General features: G+C 59.4%; 13 protein-coding genes. 5 read left to right on the top strand and 8 right to left on the bottom strand.

The genetic code is table 11. The annotated features are described in order from the left end of the window. Window positions 1–6 precede the first annotated feature (6 nt). Window positions 7–1,095, top strand: a complete 1,089-nt coding sequence (locus tag ACR3E0_RS03520; RefSeq protein ID WP_480476215.1) for a CaiB/BaiF CoA transferase family protein — start codon at window positions 7–9, stop codon at window positions 1,093–1,095. Window positions 1,096–1,172: 77 nt separating this feature from the next. Here ACR3E0_RS03520 and hemE read toward each other — a convergent pair whose 3' ends face one another. Then, on the bottom strand, window positions 1,173–2,207 hold the full coding sequence (hemE, locus tag ACR3E0_RS03515; protein ID WP_480476213.1) for a uroporphyrinogen decarboxylase: 1,035 nt from the start codon (window positions 2,205–2,207) through the stop codon (window positions 1,173–1,175). A gap of 105 nt (window positions 2,208–2,312) precedes the next feature. On the opposite strand from hemE, the gene hemC reads away from it, so the two are divergent. After that, entirely contained in the window at window positions 2,313–3,272 is a 960-nt protein-coding gene (hemC, locus tag ACR3E0_RS03510; protein WP_480476211.1) for a hydroxymethylbilane synthase, read from the top strand. A 233-nt stretch (window positions 3,273–3,505) separates the two neighbouring features. On the opposite strand, the gene ACR3E0_RS03505 is transcribed toward hemC, so the two are convergent. The 7 genes from ACR3E0_RS03505 to ACR3E0_RS03475 all read right to left on the bottom strand — a co-directional run bounded on the left by ACR3E0_RS03505 (window position 3,506) and on the right by ACR3E0_RS03475 (window position 11,531). After that, window positions 3,506–4,783 (bottom strand): aspartate aminotransferase family protein, encoded by a 1,278-nt coding sequence (locus tag ACR3E0_RS03505; RefSeq protein ID WP_480476209.1) that lies wholly within the window; start codon window positions 4,781–4,783, stop codon window positions 3,506–3,508. 1 nt (window position 4,784) lies between these two features. Continuing rightward, the gene (locus ACR3E0_RS03500) at window positions 4,785–5,888 is read right to left on the bottom strand and encodes a mandelate racemase/muconate lactonizing enzyme family protein (RefSeq protein WP_480476207.1); all 1,104 of its coding nucleotides are present in this window, start codon (window positions 5,886–5,888) and stop codon (window positions 4,785–4,787) included. Then, window positions 5,885–6,991 carry a mandelate racemase/muconate lactonizing enzyme family protein gene (locus ACR3E0_RS03495; RefSeq protein ID WP_480476205.1) on the bottom strand — a complete coding sequence of 369 codons (1,107 nt, stop codon included), beginning with the start codon at window positions 6,989–6,991 and terminating at the stop codon, window positions 5,885–5,887. Before ACR3E0_RS03495 ends, ACR3E0_RS03500 begins: the two co-directional genes overlap by 4 nt. Continuing rightward, the gene (locus tag ACR3E0_RS03490; RefSeq protein ID WP_480476203.1) at window positions 6,988–7,272 is read right to left on the bottom strand and encodes a cupin domain-containing protein; all 285 of its coding nucleotides are present in this window, start codon (window positions 7,270–7,272) and stop codon (window positions 6,988–6,990) included. The genes ACR3E0_RS03495 and ACR3E0_RS03490 overlap by 4 nt, the downstream gene beginning before the upstream one ends. 148 nt (window positions 7,273–7,420) lie before the next feature. Then, window positions 7,421–7,999 carry a dimethylsulfonioproprionate lyase family protein gene (locus ACR3E0_RS03485; protein WP_480476201.1) on the bottom strand — a complete coding sequence of 193 codons (579 nt, stop codon included), beginning with the start codon at window positions 7,997–7,999 and terminating at the stop codon, window positions 7,421–7,423. Then, window positions 7,996–9,078, bottom strand: coding sequence for an alcohol dehydrogenase family protein (locus ACR3E0_RS03480; RefSeq protein WP_480476199.1), 1,083 nt, complete (start codon window positions 9,076–9,078; stop codon window positions 7,996–7,998). Before ACR3E0_RS03480 ends, ACR3E0_RS03485 begins: the two co-directional genes overlap by 4 nt. After that, a complete protein-coding gene (locus tag ACR3E0_RS03475) occupies window positions 9,078–11,531 on the bottom strand; it encodes an FAD-dependent oxidoreductase (protein WP_480476197.1) in 2,454 nt (817 codons plus the stop codon). The genes ACR3E0_RS03480 and ACR3E0_RS03475 overlap by 1 nt, the downstream gene beginning before the upstream one ends. Before the next feature lie 69 nt (window positions 11,532–11,600). Here ACR3E0_RS03475 and ACR3E0_RS03470 point away from each other — a divergent pair, with 69 nt between their 5' ends. The 3 genes from ACR3E0_RS03470 to ACR3E0_RS03460 all read left to right on the top strand — a co-directional run bounded on the left by ACR3E0_RS03470 (window position 11,601) and on the right by ACR3E0_RS03460 (window position 14,123). Beyond that, a complete protein-coding gene (locus tag ACR3E0_RS03470; protein ID WP_480476195.1) occupies window positions 11,601–12,488 on the top strand; it encodes a MurR/RpiR family transcriptional regulator in 888 nt (295 codons plus the stop codon). Next, entirely contained in the window at window positions 12,485–13,576 is a 1,092-nt protein-coding gene (locus ACR3E0_RS03465) for an aromatic ring-hydroxylating oxygenase subunit alpha (protein ID WP_480476193.1), read from the top strand. Before ACR3E0_RS03470 ends, ACR3E0_RS03465 begins: the two co-directional genes overlap by 4 nt. Window positions 13,577–13,739: 163 nt before the next feature. After that, the gene (locus ACR3E0_RS03460) at window positions 13,740–14,123 is read left to right on the top strand and encodes a carboxymuconolactone decarboxylase family protein (RefSeq protein ID WP_480476191.1); all 384 of its coding nucleotides are present in this window, start codon (window positions 13,740–13,742) and stop codon (window positions 14,121–14,123) included. Window positions 14,124–14,126: the final 3 nt, after the last annotated feature.

The following is a 14,126-nucleotide window of genomic DNA, read 5'->3' as shown; positions in this document are numbered from 1 at the left end:
CACCAAATGCTGAACGGAATTCGCATTATTGAAATCGAGGGTCTGGGACCCGGACCCTTTGCGGCCATGACGCTGGCGGATCTGGGCGCTGATGTGGTCACCATTCATCGCAAAGGCAGTGCCGTGACGCCGGGCATGCCGGACCGGTCGATTCTGGATCGGGGAAAGCGGTCGATTGCACTCGATCTCAAGGACGCGGGAGACCTGCAGGTGGCTCAACGCCTCATCGACGGCGCCGACGCATTGATCGAAGGTTTCCGGCCAGGGGTGATGGAGAAACTGGGGCTGGGCCCTGAATCCTTTCATGCCAGCAATCCGAAACTGGTCTATGGCCGCATGACTGGCTGGGGCCAGAACAGCCCGTTATCGGGCACGGCAGGGCACGATCTGAACTACATCGCCCTGTCCGGTGCGCTGTGGTATGCCTCCGCCCCCGGTCAGACACCCATGACACCGGCAACACTGGTGGGCGATATCGGCGGGGGGGCCATGTATCTGGTCACAGGTATTCTGGCCGGAGTGCTCAATGCGCAAAAGACAGGGCATGGCACAATTGTCGATGCCGCGATCTACGACGGGTCGGCCCACATGATGAACCTGCTGATGAGCCTGCGCCAGACCGGCAACCTGTCCGAAACACGTGGTCACAGCCTGCTGGATGGCCCCCACTGGTGCCGAACCTATGCCTGTGCGGATGGCGGATTCATAACCGTTCAGTGTCTGGAGCCAAAATTCTATGCCCAATTCCTGTCGCTGATGACCCTGTCCGAAGACGGCGATTTCCAGCAACAATACAACCGGTCGCTCTGGCCGGATTTGACCCGCCGCCTTGCTGAAATGTTTGTGGCGCACCCCCGTGACCACTGGGCCGAACTGTTCAAGGGAACGGATGCCTGCGTCGCCCCGGTCCTCAGCCCCGAAGAAGCGCACATGCATAAGATGAACGCCGCCCGCGGCACATGGCAAAACACATACGGCACGCTACAGGCCGCTGCCGCCCCTCGGTTTTCCGGCGTCGATTGGCAGCCCAAACCCAGCCCGTCCCGTGGCGAACACACCCAAGAGATTCTCGCAGAGCTCAATGACCCGACTTGATCCGCCCCTTCATCTGGCCAAAAATACCTCGGGGGTGAATTGGCGCAAGCCAAGAGGGGGCTGGCCCCCTCCTACCTTCACCGTCCGCGCACCGTGTCAATCATGAGCTGAACATTCCGGGGATCTGCGTCCGGCGTGATCCCGTGACCAAGGTTGAAAATATGGGGCCCTTTGGAGAATGCCTGCACGATCCGGCGGGTCTCATCCACCAGGGCCTGTCCACCGGTCACCATATGCGACGAGGCCAGATTGCCCTGCACGCAGCCGTCCGCCTGAACATGTTCGGCGGCCCAGTCCGGCGACACTGAATTGTCCAGCGCCACACAGTCAACACCGGTGGCCCTGGCAAAACCGACATAACCCTCACCGGCCTCACGCGGGAAACCAATGACCGGGATATCGGGATGACGTTCTTTGACAGCCTGCGTAATCACTCGGCATGGTTCGACTGCATATTTCCGGAATGCGTCACCTTTCAGCGAACCGGCCCAACTGTCGAAGATCTTGACCACTTCGGCGCCCGCCTCGATCTGGGCTGACAGGTACTCGATTGTCGCCGCCGTGATCCGATCCAAAAGCGCTTCAAAAAGGGCCGTATTTTCCTCGCGCAGCGCATGCGCCGGCCCCTGGTCCGGCGTCCCCTGCCCGGCAATCATATAGGTCGCCACCGTCCAGGGTGCGCCGGCAAAACCGATCAGCGTCGTCTCTGACGGCAGTTCGCGGGACAGGATGCGAACGGTCTCATAGACCGGGGAGAGGGTCTCGTGAATCTCCTCAACCGGCTTCAGCACATCGAAATCGGATTGCCGCGTAATTGTAGAAAGCCGCGGGCCTTCCCCGGTGACAAACCAGAGATCCGCGCCCAGTGCCTGCGGCACCAACAGGATATCGGCAAACAGGATGGCCGCATCAAACCCGTAGCGCCGAATGGGCTGCAAAGTGACCTCGGCGGCCAGATCGGGGTTGTAGCACAGCGACAAGAAGTCACCCGCCTGCGCGCGGGTCGCACGGTATTCCGGTAGATAGCGACCGGCCTGCCGCATCATCCAGATCGGCGGTACATCCTGTACCTCGCCCGCCAGCGCCCGCAGCAGTGTTTTTGTCTCGGCCATCATCGCCCCCAGTCTTCCGGTTTGGCAACGGGTCGACCTTCGGCGGCAATTTGTCAAGCGCAGCCCCCATTGTCAGGGCAAAGTGACGCGACTAAAGCTGTGTTCATGACTTTGACCCTGCCCACCCCCGCATCGCCGCTGAAAATTGGCACCCGAGGCTCCCCGCTGGCGCTGGCACAGGCGTATGAAACGCGGCAACGACTGCGCGATGCATTCGATCTGTCGGACGACGCTTTTGAAATTGTTGTGATCAAGACGACCGGCGACAACCGAGCCATGATTGATGCGGACCGACCGCTGAAGGAGATTGGCAACAAGGGCCTGTTCACCAAGGAAATCGAAGACGCGATGCTTCGCGCTGAAATCGACATCGCCGTGCATTCGACCAAGGACATGCCGGTTGAACAACCGGTTGGGCTGGTTCTGGACACGTTTCTGCCCCGAGAGGATGTGCGGGACGCGTTCATCTCGCCGCATCTTCAATCGATTCAGGATTTGCCCGAGGGCGCTGTCGTCGGCACATCTTCTCTGCGCCGCCGGGCGCAATTGTTGAACCGTCGCCCCGATCTGAAGGTCGTGGAGTTTCGCGGCAATGTTCAGACCCGTCTGAAAAAGCTGGCAGAGGGCGTCGCGGACTGCACCTTTCTGGCCATGGCCGGTATCCGGCGCCTGAATATGGAGGACGTGCCCGCAACCGCCATCTCTCCCGACGACATGCTTCCGGCTATCGCGCAGGGCACCATCGGGATCGAACGGCGCAGTGATGATACCCGTACCGCCGAAATGCTCGAAGCGATCCACCATGCCGAGACCAGCCAGAGGCTGCGGGCAGAGCGCGCATTGCTGAAGGCCCTGGATGGGTCCTGTGAGACACCCATTGCTGGTCTGGCCGAGGTGGACAATGGTCAGCTCAGGCTGCGCGGCGAGGTATTGCGCCCGAACGGGGCCGAGGCGATTGCCGAGGAATCAAAAGGCCCGGTTCAGGACGGCGCAGACATGGGTCGCGCCATGGCCGAAACTCTGCTGCGACAGGCAGGACCAGATTTCTTTGATTGGAGAAATTAAAAAAAAGTTTATGCAATGTGAACTGCTTCACTGTCGTGGTCGGTTCGGCAGTGCATTAAGGTCCCATAACGATCAGGACATCGGATCAGTCTCGAAAATATCGAAGGTTTAGAGTTTCTAGTGTCGTAATTAGTATTCGAGGGGGCGAGGCTGATCCCCGATACCCAATCGTTTCGGGTCGCTGTCCCACCAAGGCAGCGACCCGTTTCACGTTTTACGTCCTAAAACTTGCGTCAGATTTCGCAAACAACCCTGACGGCGCGATCGACCGCCTCCTGCGTGTGCGCAAGATCGGCTTCTGTCACCGCAAGCGACGGGTAGAGCTTTCCGGGCGATTTGAACACACCATGGGATCGCAAAGCGGAGTTATAGACCTCATTGCGCTGCGGGTTGTCATGCTTTGCGCTGCGGTAATCACGGCACACGCCTTCGGTGAAATAGATGTCGAACAGCGTTTCATCCCCGCAAATCTGATGCGGGATACCAGCCTTGGTCAAGGCGTCCGATTGCATCTTTTGTAAGGCACGGCCCGTCGCACGCAGACGCTCGTACGCGCCCTCGCGCCGCAGGATTTCCATCGTCTTCAACCCGGCCACCGAGGCCACCGGGTTGCCGGACAGGGTTCCCAATTGCATCAGCCATCCCTCTTCGCCGACACGGGATTTGTCGAAATGCTGCATGATCTCTGCGCTGGCACCAACGGCCGCGAGCGGAAAGCCTCCACCCGTGATCTTGCCTAGCGTACAGATATCCGGCGTCACTCCATATCGTTCCTGGGCGCCACCATAGGCGAGACGAAAGCCGGTCACGATCTCATCAAAGATCAGCAGAACATCGTGCCTATCGCACAAATCACGCAGGCCCTGCAGATATCCGGGCATGGGGGGAACGATGCGCTGCAACGGCTCGACCATGATCGCTGCAACGTCACTGTGTTCGTTCAGCAGGTTTGCAACGGCCTCAAGGTCATTGAACGGCGCGATCAGCATCTGATCTGCAACACCCTGGGGGATTCCGGCGCTGTCAGGCACGGCCTGCGGGAAATTGACCTCGCGGCTGGGCGCAAGGCTCATTTGTGCCTCGGCACTCATCCCGTGATAGCCGCCCTCGAATTTCAGGATCTTGTCGTGACCGGTGTAAGCCCGCGCCAGCCGGATCGCATACATGTCCGCCTCGCCGCCCGAGGCGACAAATCGAATTTGTTCGCAGCATGGCACCGCCTCGACAATGGCCTCGGCAAGCTCGATGCCTTTGCTGTTATTGGCAAAGAACGTCATCCCCTTGGGCAGTTGCTCAAGCACCGCCTCCATCACTTCCGGGTGACCATGGCCCAAAAGCATCGGGCCAGAGCCGATCAGATAGTCGATGTATTCGTTTCCGTCCTCGTCCCAGACATGGCTGCCATCGCCCCGGGCGATGATGATACCCGGGTCGAAATTGCCAAAGCCTCCAGCAGGCAGAACCGCGTTGGCGCGGGCGATCCATTCGGATTGGGTGTTGATTTTCAGCATATCAAGCGATCTCCAATATCGGGGAGCCCAGAACATCCATGTCGGGTGAAACACCCAGTCCCGGCCCATCGGGTGGGGCAATCCGACCATTTTCGCGTGCCGGGGCGTCGGGGCATATACGTGGCGACACGTAGGATGACAGATCACAGGTGTTCAGCAAGGATCCGTGCGGGGTGGACGCCGCAAAATGCAGCGAGGCCGCAGTTACAATATCCGAACCCCACGTGCATTCCGCACAGATTTCCGCTCCAAGATGCACGGTCAGATCCCGCGCCCTACGCATGGCCGACAGGCCGCCAAACTTTGACAGTTTCAGGGCCACGGCATCCATGCATCCCAGTTCGTACGCCCTGAGGAGTGAGGGCAAGTCATGCGCGTTTTCATCCAGTTTCATGGGCAACCCGGTGGCCCGCCGCACGGCCGCACAATCCTCCAGTGTTTTGCAGGGCTGTTCCAACATGATGTCGAGATGTGCGACCGCCCGCCCCGTCCGTGTGGCCTGCAACCGCGACGCACCGCAGTTCCAGTCACCGTAGACAATCGGCCCCGAACCGACCGCTTCGCGTACTTTGATCAACCGTTCCGCATCGGCCTGCCAATCGCCTTCGACCCCCAGCTTGACCTGAAACTGACGGATACCGGTCTGGTAAGCCGCGGTGGCGATCCGGGCCATTTCATCCGCAGAGATGCAGGTGATCGAGTGATAAAGCGGCATGTCCCGCCGTGTTCGCCCGCCCAGTAAACTGTAGAGAGGCAGACCTGTGGCCTGTCCAAACAAATCCCACAGCGCGATATCGACAATCGATTTGGCGTAGGCGTGACCCTGCAGGAACCCATCCAGCTTGCGCATCTGGGCGTCCACCCCGAAAGGCTCCATTCCCAGTATCTGTCCACTCATTTCCGAAACTGCACCAGGCACACCGTTTGCAAAAGCGGGAAGGTAATGCGGGATCGGACAGACCTCACCCCAGCCTTTCAGGCCGGTATCGGTTTCAAGGCAAAGGATGTGAGAGGTCACCGTGGCGCAGGTTTTGCCCTCGGCCATAATGTAGGTTTCATGGCTGGTCAGGTCGACGGCCCAGAGCGTTATTCTGGTGATCTTCATCCGTACACTCCGACCGGGTCGCCCAGCGCATCCTCATCCGGATGAACGCCCAGACCCGGCGTTTCCGGCAGGTGCAGATGCCCGTTTACGTTGCGCGGCCCCCGGCCGCCTGCAATGTCGACCGTAATCATGTCCTGACACGCCCAGACCGCGTGACAATTGTCATCCGGAACCGTCGCAGCCAGATGCAGCGCTTCGGCGTCCGCCAGAACCGAACCGCCCGTGGCCATCACGAACATGTCTATGCCATGCGCCAGCGCGATGTCGCGCATCCGTGCCGCCTTGGTCAACCCGCCAACGCGGTTCAGCTTGATCCCGAACACTTCGGCCAACCCGTCTCGCGCAATCCGGGCCGCATCCTGCAGGGTCACAAGACTTTCGTCGACGGACACAGGCGCAGCGTGGCGGGCCGCGATCGCGGCTATGTCATCCAGCGTTTCACACGGTTGCTCAAAAACGACGTTCAAGTCCTCACACGCACGCATCACGTGCAGGGCCTGCTGCCGCGTCCAGCCGCGATTGACGTCATAAAGGACAGTTTCACCGGGTCGACGTGTGCTTTCCACATCGCGCACACGCGCGATATCCCGTTCGACATCACCACCGATTTTCACAGAATGCGCAACATAGCCGCGCTGGCGATACCGTTCGATGACCTCTCGGGTTTCATCCACCGTTTTGGCCCCGACCGAGGATGCAATCGGGCGCGGTGACCGCGACCCGCCCCCCATCAGATCGGCAATCGGCAGGCCGGCCGCCTGCCCGGCAATGTCCCAACAGGCCATGTCGATCGGGCTTTTGGCGTAAAGGTGACCGGGTAACGCGATGTCCATCGCCCGTTCCACCTCCAGCACGCGGCGCGGATCAAGGCCCAGCACAAAGGGCGCCATGGTTTCAATACCGGCACGAATACCCGGGCCGTGAGCCGGAACGTAGGTGTGCCCCCAAGGCGTCCCCTCACCCCATCCTACCAGGCCGCTATCGGTCTCGATCTTGACGAGCGCCGCATCCAGCACCTCGAACTTCAGCCGTCCGCCGGACAGCCAATAGGGATGCTCTAGCGGCAAGTCGACATGATAGACTGAGATCCGGGTGATCTTCATTTCAACTCGACCTCAACAAATGACATCGGAGTTTCCCCGGCATTGATCACGTTATGCTCGACCCCCTTGTCGCGGCGATACGCGGTTCCGGCTGAGACCGTTACTTCATTGACCGTGCCATCCGGCAATTCCAGTTGCATGTGACAATCCGTGATCGCCGTTATGACATAGTCCATCGCGTGGCGGTGCCAACCGGTTTCTGCACCGGGAGCAAAGTCAAATCGTGTCACCCGTACACGTGTATCGTCGATCATCTGAGTTGCGACGGCCTGCGGTCTCATTGCGCAAACTCCTCGATCAGCGCACGAAGGATAAGGTACTGCGGCACAACGCCGAGACCCGCAACGTCAGGTGCAAAGAGCTTTCCGTTCCGCGCACGATCGCCCATACAGGGCAAGCCCCTCTGACACCCACGGAGGCGCGTTCTCTTCATGCGACATCCATCTGCGGCAGACCGCCCATACCTTGTCCTCTCCACAGGATGAAGGTCAAAACCGGCTTGTTTTGTGTGTCCATTGCGTGACTTTGCCAACTGCCGTGCAGCCGCGTCTGACCCGGTTCAACAGGCGCCGTTTCATCAGCCACTTTGAACAAAGCGTGACCGGCGAGGTTCAGATACAACTCCTCTGCTTCGTGGCTGTGCCAGTCATAGGTCAGGCCGGGCCCCCAATAGGCGATGTATCCGCGCAGCTGGGTCGAGTGAAAATGACCGTTCGGACCGAACAGTTCGTAATGCCCATACCGATTCAGAAAATCGGCGCCGACCTCTTCTTCACGATAGGCGCGTTGCCAGCTGGCCAGATGCGCCGTTGCTCGAACCGCCGTAACAAGCCGTTCCGTCAATGCGGTTCCCGAGTGTTCAAAACCGCTCACCAATTCCGTTGCCGGAACGGACATCGGTTGCAGGCCGCAGGGCGTCAGGTCGGTCGGCCACGTCCCGAACGCCGAAAGATCGGGATGGGACCGGTGCACAAGGCGCGCCGCATCAAGAACGTCGTCGAGCGTCATGGGACCACCACAATGTTGCCGGTATGTGTTTTGTCGATAAAGGCCTGTTGGGCCTCACACAGGTCAGCTAGCGGATAGGTGGCGGCCAGCGCTGGCTTGATTTTACCGTCCTCTATGTATTTCACGACATCTGTGAAGTTTTCCGGCCTGTTCACCGTCGACCCGGTGAAGGTCAGATCGCGCAGATAAAAGGTGCGCAGATCAAGCTCGACCAGCGGGCCAGCGATGGCACCGGAACAGGTATAGCGGCCGCCACGTTCCAGAACGTCGATCAGGCGGGGCCAAAGCGGGCCACCGACGACATCTGCAATCACTGTGATTTTTTCACCTTTCAAAGCGGTTCTCAGGTTCTCGGGACTTCGCGGCAGAATACGATCCGGACCAAGGTTGGCGACCTCCCTGTGCTTGGCCTCGGACGCCATCGCGATCACGCGCGCGCCACGCAATTTGGACAGTTGGATCAGCGCGCCCCCGACACCGCCAGAGGCACCGGGGATCAGAACCGTGTCGTCCGCATTGACATTGGCGCGGTCCAGCATGCCCTCGGCGGTCACGTAAGAGCAACTGAACGTCGCAAGTTCTGCGTCGCTCAGATCACTGTTGATCGGGGCCACACCGCGCATATCTGCTTTGGTGTATTCCGCAAATCCGCCATCGCATTCAGAGCCGAAATACCCCGCCTTGTCACGGTTCATGGGATCGTCCCAATCGCGCAACCATCCCGCCACTATCACGCGTTTGCCGAGCAGGCCCGGATCCGCCCCTGCACCAATGGCCACCACAGTCCCCACCGCGTCTGCGCCCTGAATACGTGGGAAGGTAAGCGGCGCCCCACCCCAGGTGCTGTCTTCATCATCCAGTTCGTCGTACGACCCGCCGGTCGTGGCCTCGTCAACGGCTTTTGAATACCAGCCGGTCCGCGTGTTGACGTCTGTGTTGTTCAACCCGCAGGCGCCGACCTTGATCACGACCTCCATCGGGCCAGCTTGTGGTGTTGGCCAGTCCTCGTGCCACTCGTATTTGTCCATGTCACCATGACCTGTCAGAACCATGGCCTTCATCGTTTCGGGTAAGGTCATCAGACCGGCTCCATCATGGCATCAGTTCTGGGCAACAGGCCTTGGGGATCATAAGCGGGCTCACCCAGCACGCGGGCCGCGCGGGGTTTGCCGTGGATCACAACCTCCAGTGCCGTCCCCGGCGTCGCCGCTTCGGGTTTGATATAGGCAAAGGCCAGAATCTTGCCGATCGTATGGCCATAAGCGACGGACGCGGTCGAGCCCACGACCCGGCCATTCAGGGTGACAGCCTCGCCGCCATGGCCGTCGACTTCGCCGTCGGGTTCAATTTCCAGGTAGGCGCACAACCAGGGCAGATCAGTGTTGAGCGTCTTGTCCTTACCCAGATAGTCTTTGTCTGCCCGGGCAAAGCGCAAAACATCCGCCTCAGCCAAAGTCACTTCGTTGGTCAACTCGCCGGCGCCCTTAAAACCTTTCTCCATTCGCAACACGTTCATGGCAAAGCTGCCGTAGTCGGCGATGCCATGCGGCTCACCCGCCGCCCAAAGCGCGGTATAGACGTCGAGGCAGGCTGCGTTGGGCATGTGCAACTCCCACCCCAACTCGCCGGCATAAGACATGCGGAAGGCCCAAACCTTGTGGCCTGCGATGGTGATCTCCTGCGCCGACAGCCATCGGAACCCCGCATTGGTCAAATCGGCATCGGTGCAGCGGGCCAGCACGTCGCGCGACCGGGGGCCGTTCAGCGAAAGCGCCGACCAGTCTTCAGACAGCGCGGTTATGGTCACGTCCTCATCCACGTGCTGTTGCGTCAGATGGTCCAGCAGGCGCTGTTCAAAGAAGGCGGCGCAGACCAGATAGAACCGATCCTCTGCCATGCGAACAATTGTTGTCTCCAACTCGATCCGGCCACGGCGATTCAGCATGTGGGTCAGCGTGATCGAGCCGACCTTTTGCGGCATGCGGTTCGCTGTCAAACGATCCAGAAATGCGTAGGCGCCCGGCCCCGAGACCACGACCTTGGTGAAGGCTGTGACGTCCATGATGCCCACGCGTTCGCGCACGGCCTTGACCTCAGCCGCAACCATTTTGTCCGCCGGGGTGCGACGGAACGAGTAGTAGTCACGTTGCTCTACACCGTCCCGGGCAAACCATCGCGGCCGTTCGAAGCCATAGACTTCCTCATGCACCGCACCTTTGGATTTCAACAGATCATACAATGGCGACGGCTTGATCGGGCGCCCCTTCAGACGGTTGAAATGTGGGTACGGAATTTCGTGGCGGAGGCAGTAATCCTCCTCAGCCTTGATGACCTGCCAGTCCTTGGTGGCATAGCTGCCGAAGCGGCGCGGATCGAATTCCCGCATCGAGATATCAGCGGTCCCATGCACCATCCAGCGCGCCAGTTCACGGGTCAGGCCCGGCCCCCAGCCGATGCCGATCTGTGTCCCGCAGCAGCACCAGTAATTCCGCACACCGGGCGCAGGCCCGATCAGAGGATTGCCGTCCGGCGGATGCGAAATCGCACCATGGACGTCGCGCTGAATGCCCAGTTCTGCAAAGATCGGCATCCGGTTCAGGCTTTCCTCGAGCCACGGCATCACCCGGTCGTAATCCGCATCGAACAGCCAGTTTTCATATTCCCAAGGGCAATGATCATGCCAGACCGAGTTCGGGTTTTCTTTCTCGTAGATCCCGATAAGTCCGCGGTTCTGTTCCATCCGGATGTAGCCCGAGACTTTGCGGTCGTCCCGGATCACCGGTAATTCCTCACCCAGATTCTGGAACTCGGGCACCGGTTCCGTCACGAAGTAATGGTGCGTCATCGAAGTCATAGGCAGTTGCAGACCTGACCAGTCACCCATTTGCCGCGCATAGGTTCCACCTGCATTCACCACATGCTCACAGGTGATTGTACCCTGCTCAGTCTCGACCACCCATTCACAGTTTTTGGCCTGCGTGATGTTGGTCGCGCGGCAATTGCGGAAGATGCGGACGCCTTTCTGACGCGCACCTGCCGCCATCGCCATGGTCACATTGGTTGGGTCGACATGCCCATCATCCGGCGTGTACAGCGCGCCGAGCACGCCTTCTAGATTGTAGAATGGGTGCAGGTCCGCCACCTTGTCGGGACCCACCAATTCGATATTGAAACCCAGCGACCGGCCCACCGACAGGGTGTGGCGTAACCAGTCCATCTCGTCCTCGGTATAGGCAAGTCGGAACGACCCGCAGCCATGCCATGTCACCGGTTGGCCGGTCTCGGCCTCCAACTGACCCGAGTACAGCCCGATGTTGTAATCCACGCATTTGCCGAGCCCAAAGCTGGAGGTCGAATGCGTGATCTGCCCCGCCGCATGCCAGGTACTACCGCTGGTTAACTCTGCCTTCTCCAGAAGCACGGTATCGCTGCCCCAACTCTCATGCGCCAGATGATAGGCCAGACCAACACCCATCACGCCGCCGCCGACGATCACCACGCGGGCATGAGATGGCAGATTCTTCTCGGACATGATGTTTCCTCTTCCCGAGTCGCGTTTTCTGCTCGACAGGCTAATTCCACATTTGTACCATCGTCAATCATGAATGACACAAATGTATCATCTATCGTTCTCGACCGCCTGACCGAAGAATGGGACGCCCTGACGCCAGAGGCGCAGAAAGCGGCACGATATGTGCTGGAAAACCCAACAGATGTTGGGGTTTCAACCGTGCGCGAAATTGCCGAGGCCGCCAAAGTAAAACCCAACACCTTTGTTCGCATGGCACGACAGGTCGGCTTTGAGGGCTACGAGGATTTTCGGGCACCATTCCGCGAAGCGATTCGACAAGGGAGTGTGTCATTCCCTGATCGGGCCCGTTGGTTGCAGGAAATAGGCAAATCCGGGGAATTGGGCGGTCTCTACGCCGATATGGTCGGCGCCGCGATCCAGAATATCGAAGACACTTTCGCCGGAATCAACGCCGCGCGCCTGAAAGCCGCAGCCGAGGATATATGGAATTGCCGCCAGATCTTCACTCTGGGCGTGGGCGTCAACAACTCGAACGCACGAAACTTTACCTATCTCGCATCGACGGGGATGAAGCAGTTTCACTCCATCCCTCGGCCTGGCTCAACGCCGGTCGACGATCTGGCCTGGGCCGATGAACAGGACGTGCTGATCGCGATCACCTGCCACCCTTACCGGACCGAAGTGATCGACGCGATCAAACTGGCCCGCGAGCAAGGGCTGACCGTTGTCGGCATATCCGACAGCCCGGCCAGTCCGGTCATCCTGAACGCCCATCACGGTTTTGTCGTGGCTGCCGACACGCCGCAATTCTTCCCGTCCTCGGTCTCGACCATTGCGCTGCTGGAGACGCTGCTCTCCTTCGTGATTGCCGTCTCCAGCGACGAAATCGTGGAACGGGTGGAGCGGTTTCACCAACGCAGACATCAACTAGGCCTCTATGCGGAGGAGCCCGAATGAACGCGCCCCTGGTCCATTCACTGGATGCACGATACTACACCGACCCCGCGGTTTTTGAGCAAGAGATGCAGGGGCTGTTGGCCCGGACGTGGCAATTTGCCGGACATATCGCGCAGGTTCGGGAAACGGGAGACTATTTCACCTTTGAGATCGCAGGGCAGAACCTGTTTTGCATCCGCGGCCGCGACGGGGAGATCCGCACATTCTACAATGTCTGCCAGCACCGCGCCCATGAGATGGTGACCGGCGCGGGCAATACCCGCGTTGTCGTCTGCCCTTATCACTCCTGGACCTATGAGCTTTCAGGGCAACTGCGCGCCGGACCGAATGTAAAATCTGTCCCCGGCTTTGATCGCAGCGCGATCTGTCTGACATCCGTCCGCACCGAAGTCTTCAACGGCTTCATTTTCGTCAATCTCGACGATGATGCCGCACCGATGGACGACTGGTTCCCCGGCGTGCGCGAAGAAATCCGCGCCTTTGTCCCGCACATAGATGATCTGGAGCCGCTCGAATGGGTCGAGGTTCCCGAGAACTGCAATTGGAAGGTCAGTATCGAGAACTACTCGGAATGCTACCACTGCCCGACCAACCACCCGACTTTTGCCGAGGGTGTGGTCAAGCCCGAGACGTACGACATTCAGCCTGATGCCAATGGTGGGTACGTCCTGCGCCACACGACCGAATGCCAGAGCCTGGACAAGATGACCTACCCCATCGACCTGTCAGTGCCTCATGCGGGCGACTACCAGTCTTGGTTTTTGTGGCCAATGTTCTCGTTTCAATGCTACCCCGGCAACGTGCTGAACACCTATCACTGGCGTGCGGTCGACACGGATCACTGTACCGTCTGGCGCGGCTGGTACACCGAGGGCGGCTCGGAAAGCGCCGTGATCCGGCAACTGGCCGTGCAGGATCGAGAAACCACCGTCGAAGAAGACATCCGCCTGGTGGAATCCGTTCATCGTGGCCTGAAATCCCGTGGATATTGCCCCGGCCCGTTGGTTCTGGATCCTGGGTGCGGTGTGATGTCGGAACATTCAATTGCGCGGCTGCAACAATGGATGCGCGACGGTGTCGATGGCTGATGGATCAAAGCACTCCTGATGCTATCGCGTTCCGGATTTCAGCGCGTTAAGTCGCGCTGCACGTTCCCTTTGGACCAGTAAAAGGATAGCGTCAGTTTGATGCAAAACTTCAGCGCAAAGTCGCTGCCTCAACACGCCCGATCGGCAAACCCGGAGACCAACAATGGCCAACATTTTTGACGAGGACCTTTTTCTGAAGGGGCTCGAACAACGCAAGAGCACTCTGGGTGCCGAGTATGTCGAAAAGAACCTTTCGGCAGCGGATGATTTCACCCGTCCGTTCCAAGAGGCGATGACAGCCTGGTGCTGGGGGTTCGGCTGGGGCGATGACGTGATTGATGCCAAAACTCGGTCTATGATGAACCTGTCGATGATCGGTGCCTTGGGCAAGATGCATGAATGGGAAATCCATTGCCGAGGCGCGATCAAGAACGGCGTGACCCGAGAAGAAATCAGAGCAATCCTGCACGTCATTGGGATCTATTGCGGCGTCCCACAGGCGCTAGAGTGTTTTCGCGTGGCCCGCAAAGTGTTGGACGAGGCTTGAGCG

The sequence above is a fragment of the Ruegeria sp. AJ12 genome (assembly GCF_056536245.1).
The sequence above is the reverse complement of the archived record's forward strand: the minus strand, read 5'-3'. Positions and strand labels throughout refer to the sequence as shown.

Bases quoted from the DNA above. Each gene is read 5' to 3' on its own strand.
- ACR3E0_RS03490 (WP_480476203.1), bottom strand. From the start codon at position 7,272: ATGAGACCGCAGGCCGTCGCAACTCAGATGATCGACGATACACGTGTA.
- ACR3E0_RS03485 (WP_480476201.1), bottom strand. From the start codon at position 7,999: ATGACGCTCGACGACGTTCTTGATGCGGCGCGCCTTGTGCACCGGTCC.
- ACR3E0_RS03460 (WP_480476191.1), top strand. From the start codon at position 13,740: ATGGCCAACATTTTTGACGAGGACCTTTTTCTGAAGGGGCTCGAACAA.
- ACR3E0_RS03475 (WP_480476197.1), bottom strand. From the start codon at position 11,531: ATGTCCGAGAAGAATCTGCCATCTCATGCCCGCGTGGTGATCGTCGGC.
- ACR3E0_RS03470 (WP_480476195.1), top strand. From the start codon at position 11,601: ATGAATGACACAAATGTATCATCTATCGTTCTCGACCGCCTGACCGAA.
- ACR3E0_RS03505 (WP_480476209.1), bottom strand. From the start codon at position 4,783: ATGCTGAAAATCAACACCCAATCCGAATGGATCGCCCGCGCCAACGCG.
- ACR3E0_RS03520 (WP_480476215.1), top strand. From the start codon at position 7: ATGCTGAACGGAATTCGCATTATTGAAATCGAGGGTCTGGGACCCGGA.
- ACR3E0_RS03465 (WP_480476193.1), top strand. From the start codon at position 12,485: ATGAACGCGCCCCTGGTCCATTCACTGGATGCACGATACTACACCGAC.
- hemC (WP_480476211.1), top strand. From the start codon at position 2,313: ATGACTTTGACCCTGCCCACCCCCGCATCGCCGCTGAAAATTGGCACC.
- ACR3E0_RS03495 (WP_480476205.1), bottom strand. From the start codon at position 6,991: ATGAAGATCACCCGGATCTCAGTCTATCATGTCGACTTGCCGCTAGAG.
- hemE (WP_480476213.1), bottom strand. From the start codon at position 2,207: ATGGCCGAGACAAAAACACTGCTGCGGGCGCTGGCGGGCGAGGTACAG.
- ACR3E0_RS03500 (WP_480476207.1), bottom strand. From the start codon at position 5,888: ATGAAGATCACCAGAATAACGCTCTGGGCCGTCGACCTGACCAGCCAT.
- ACR3E0_RS03480 (WP_480476199.1), bottom strand. From the start codon at position 9,078: ATGACCTTACCCGAAACGATGAAGGCCATGGTTCTGACAGGTCATGGT.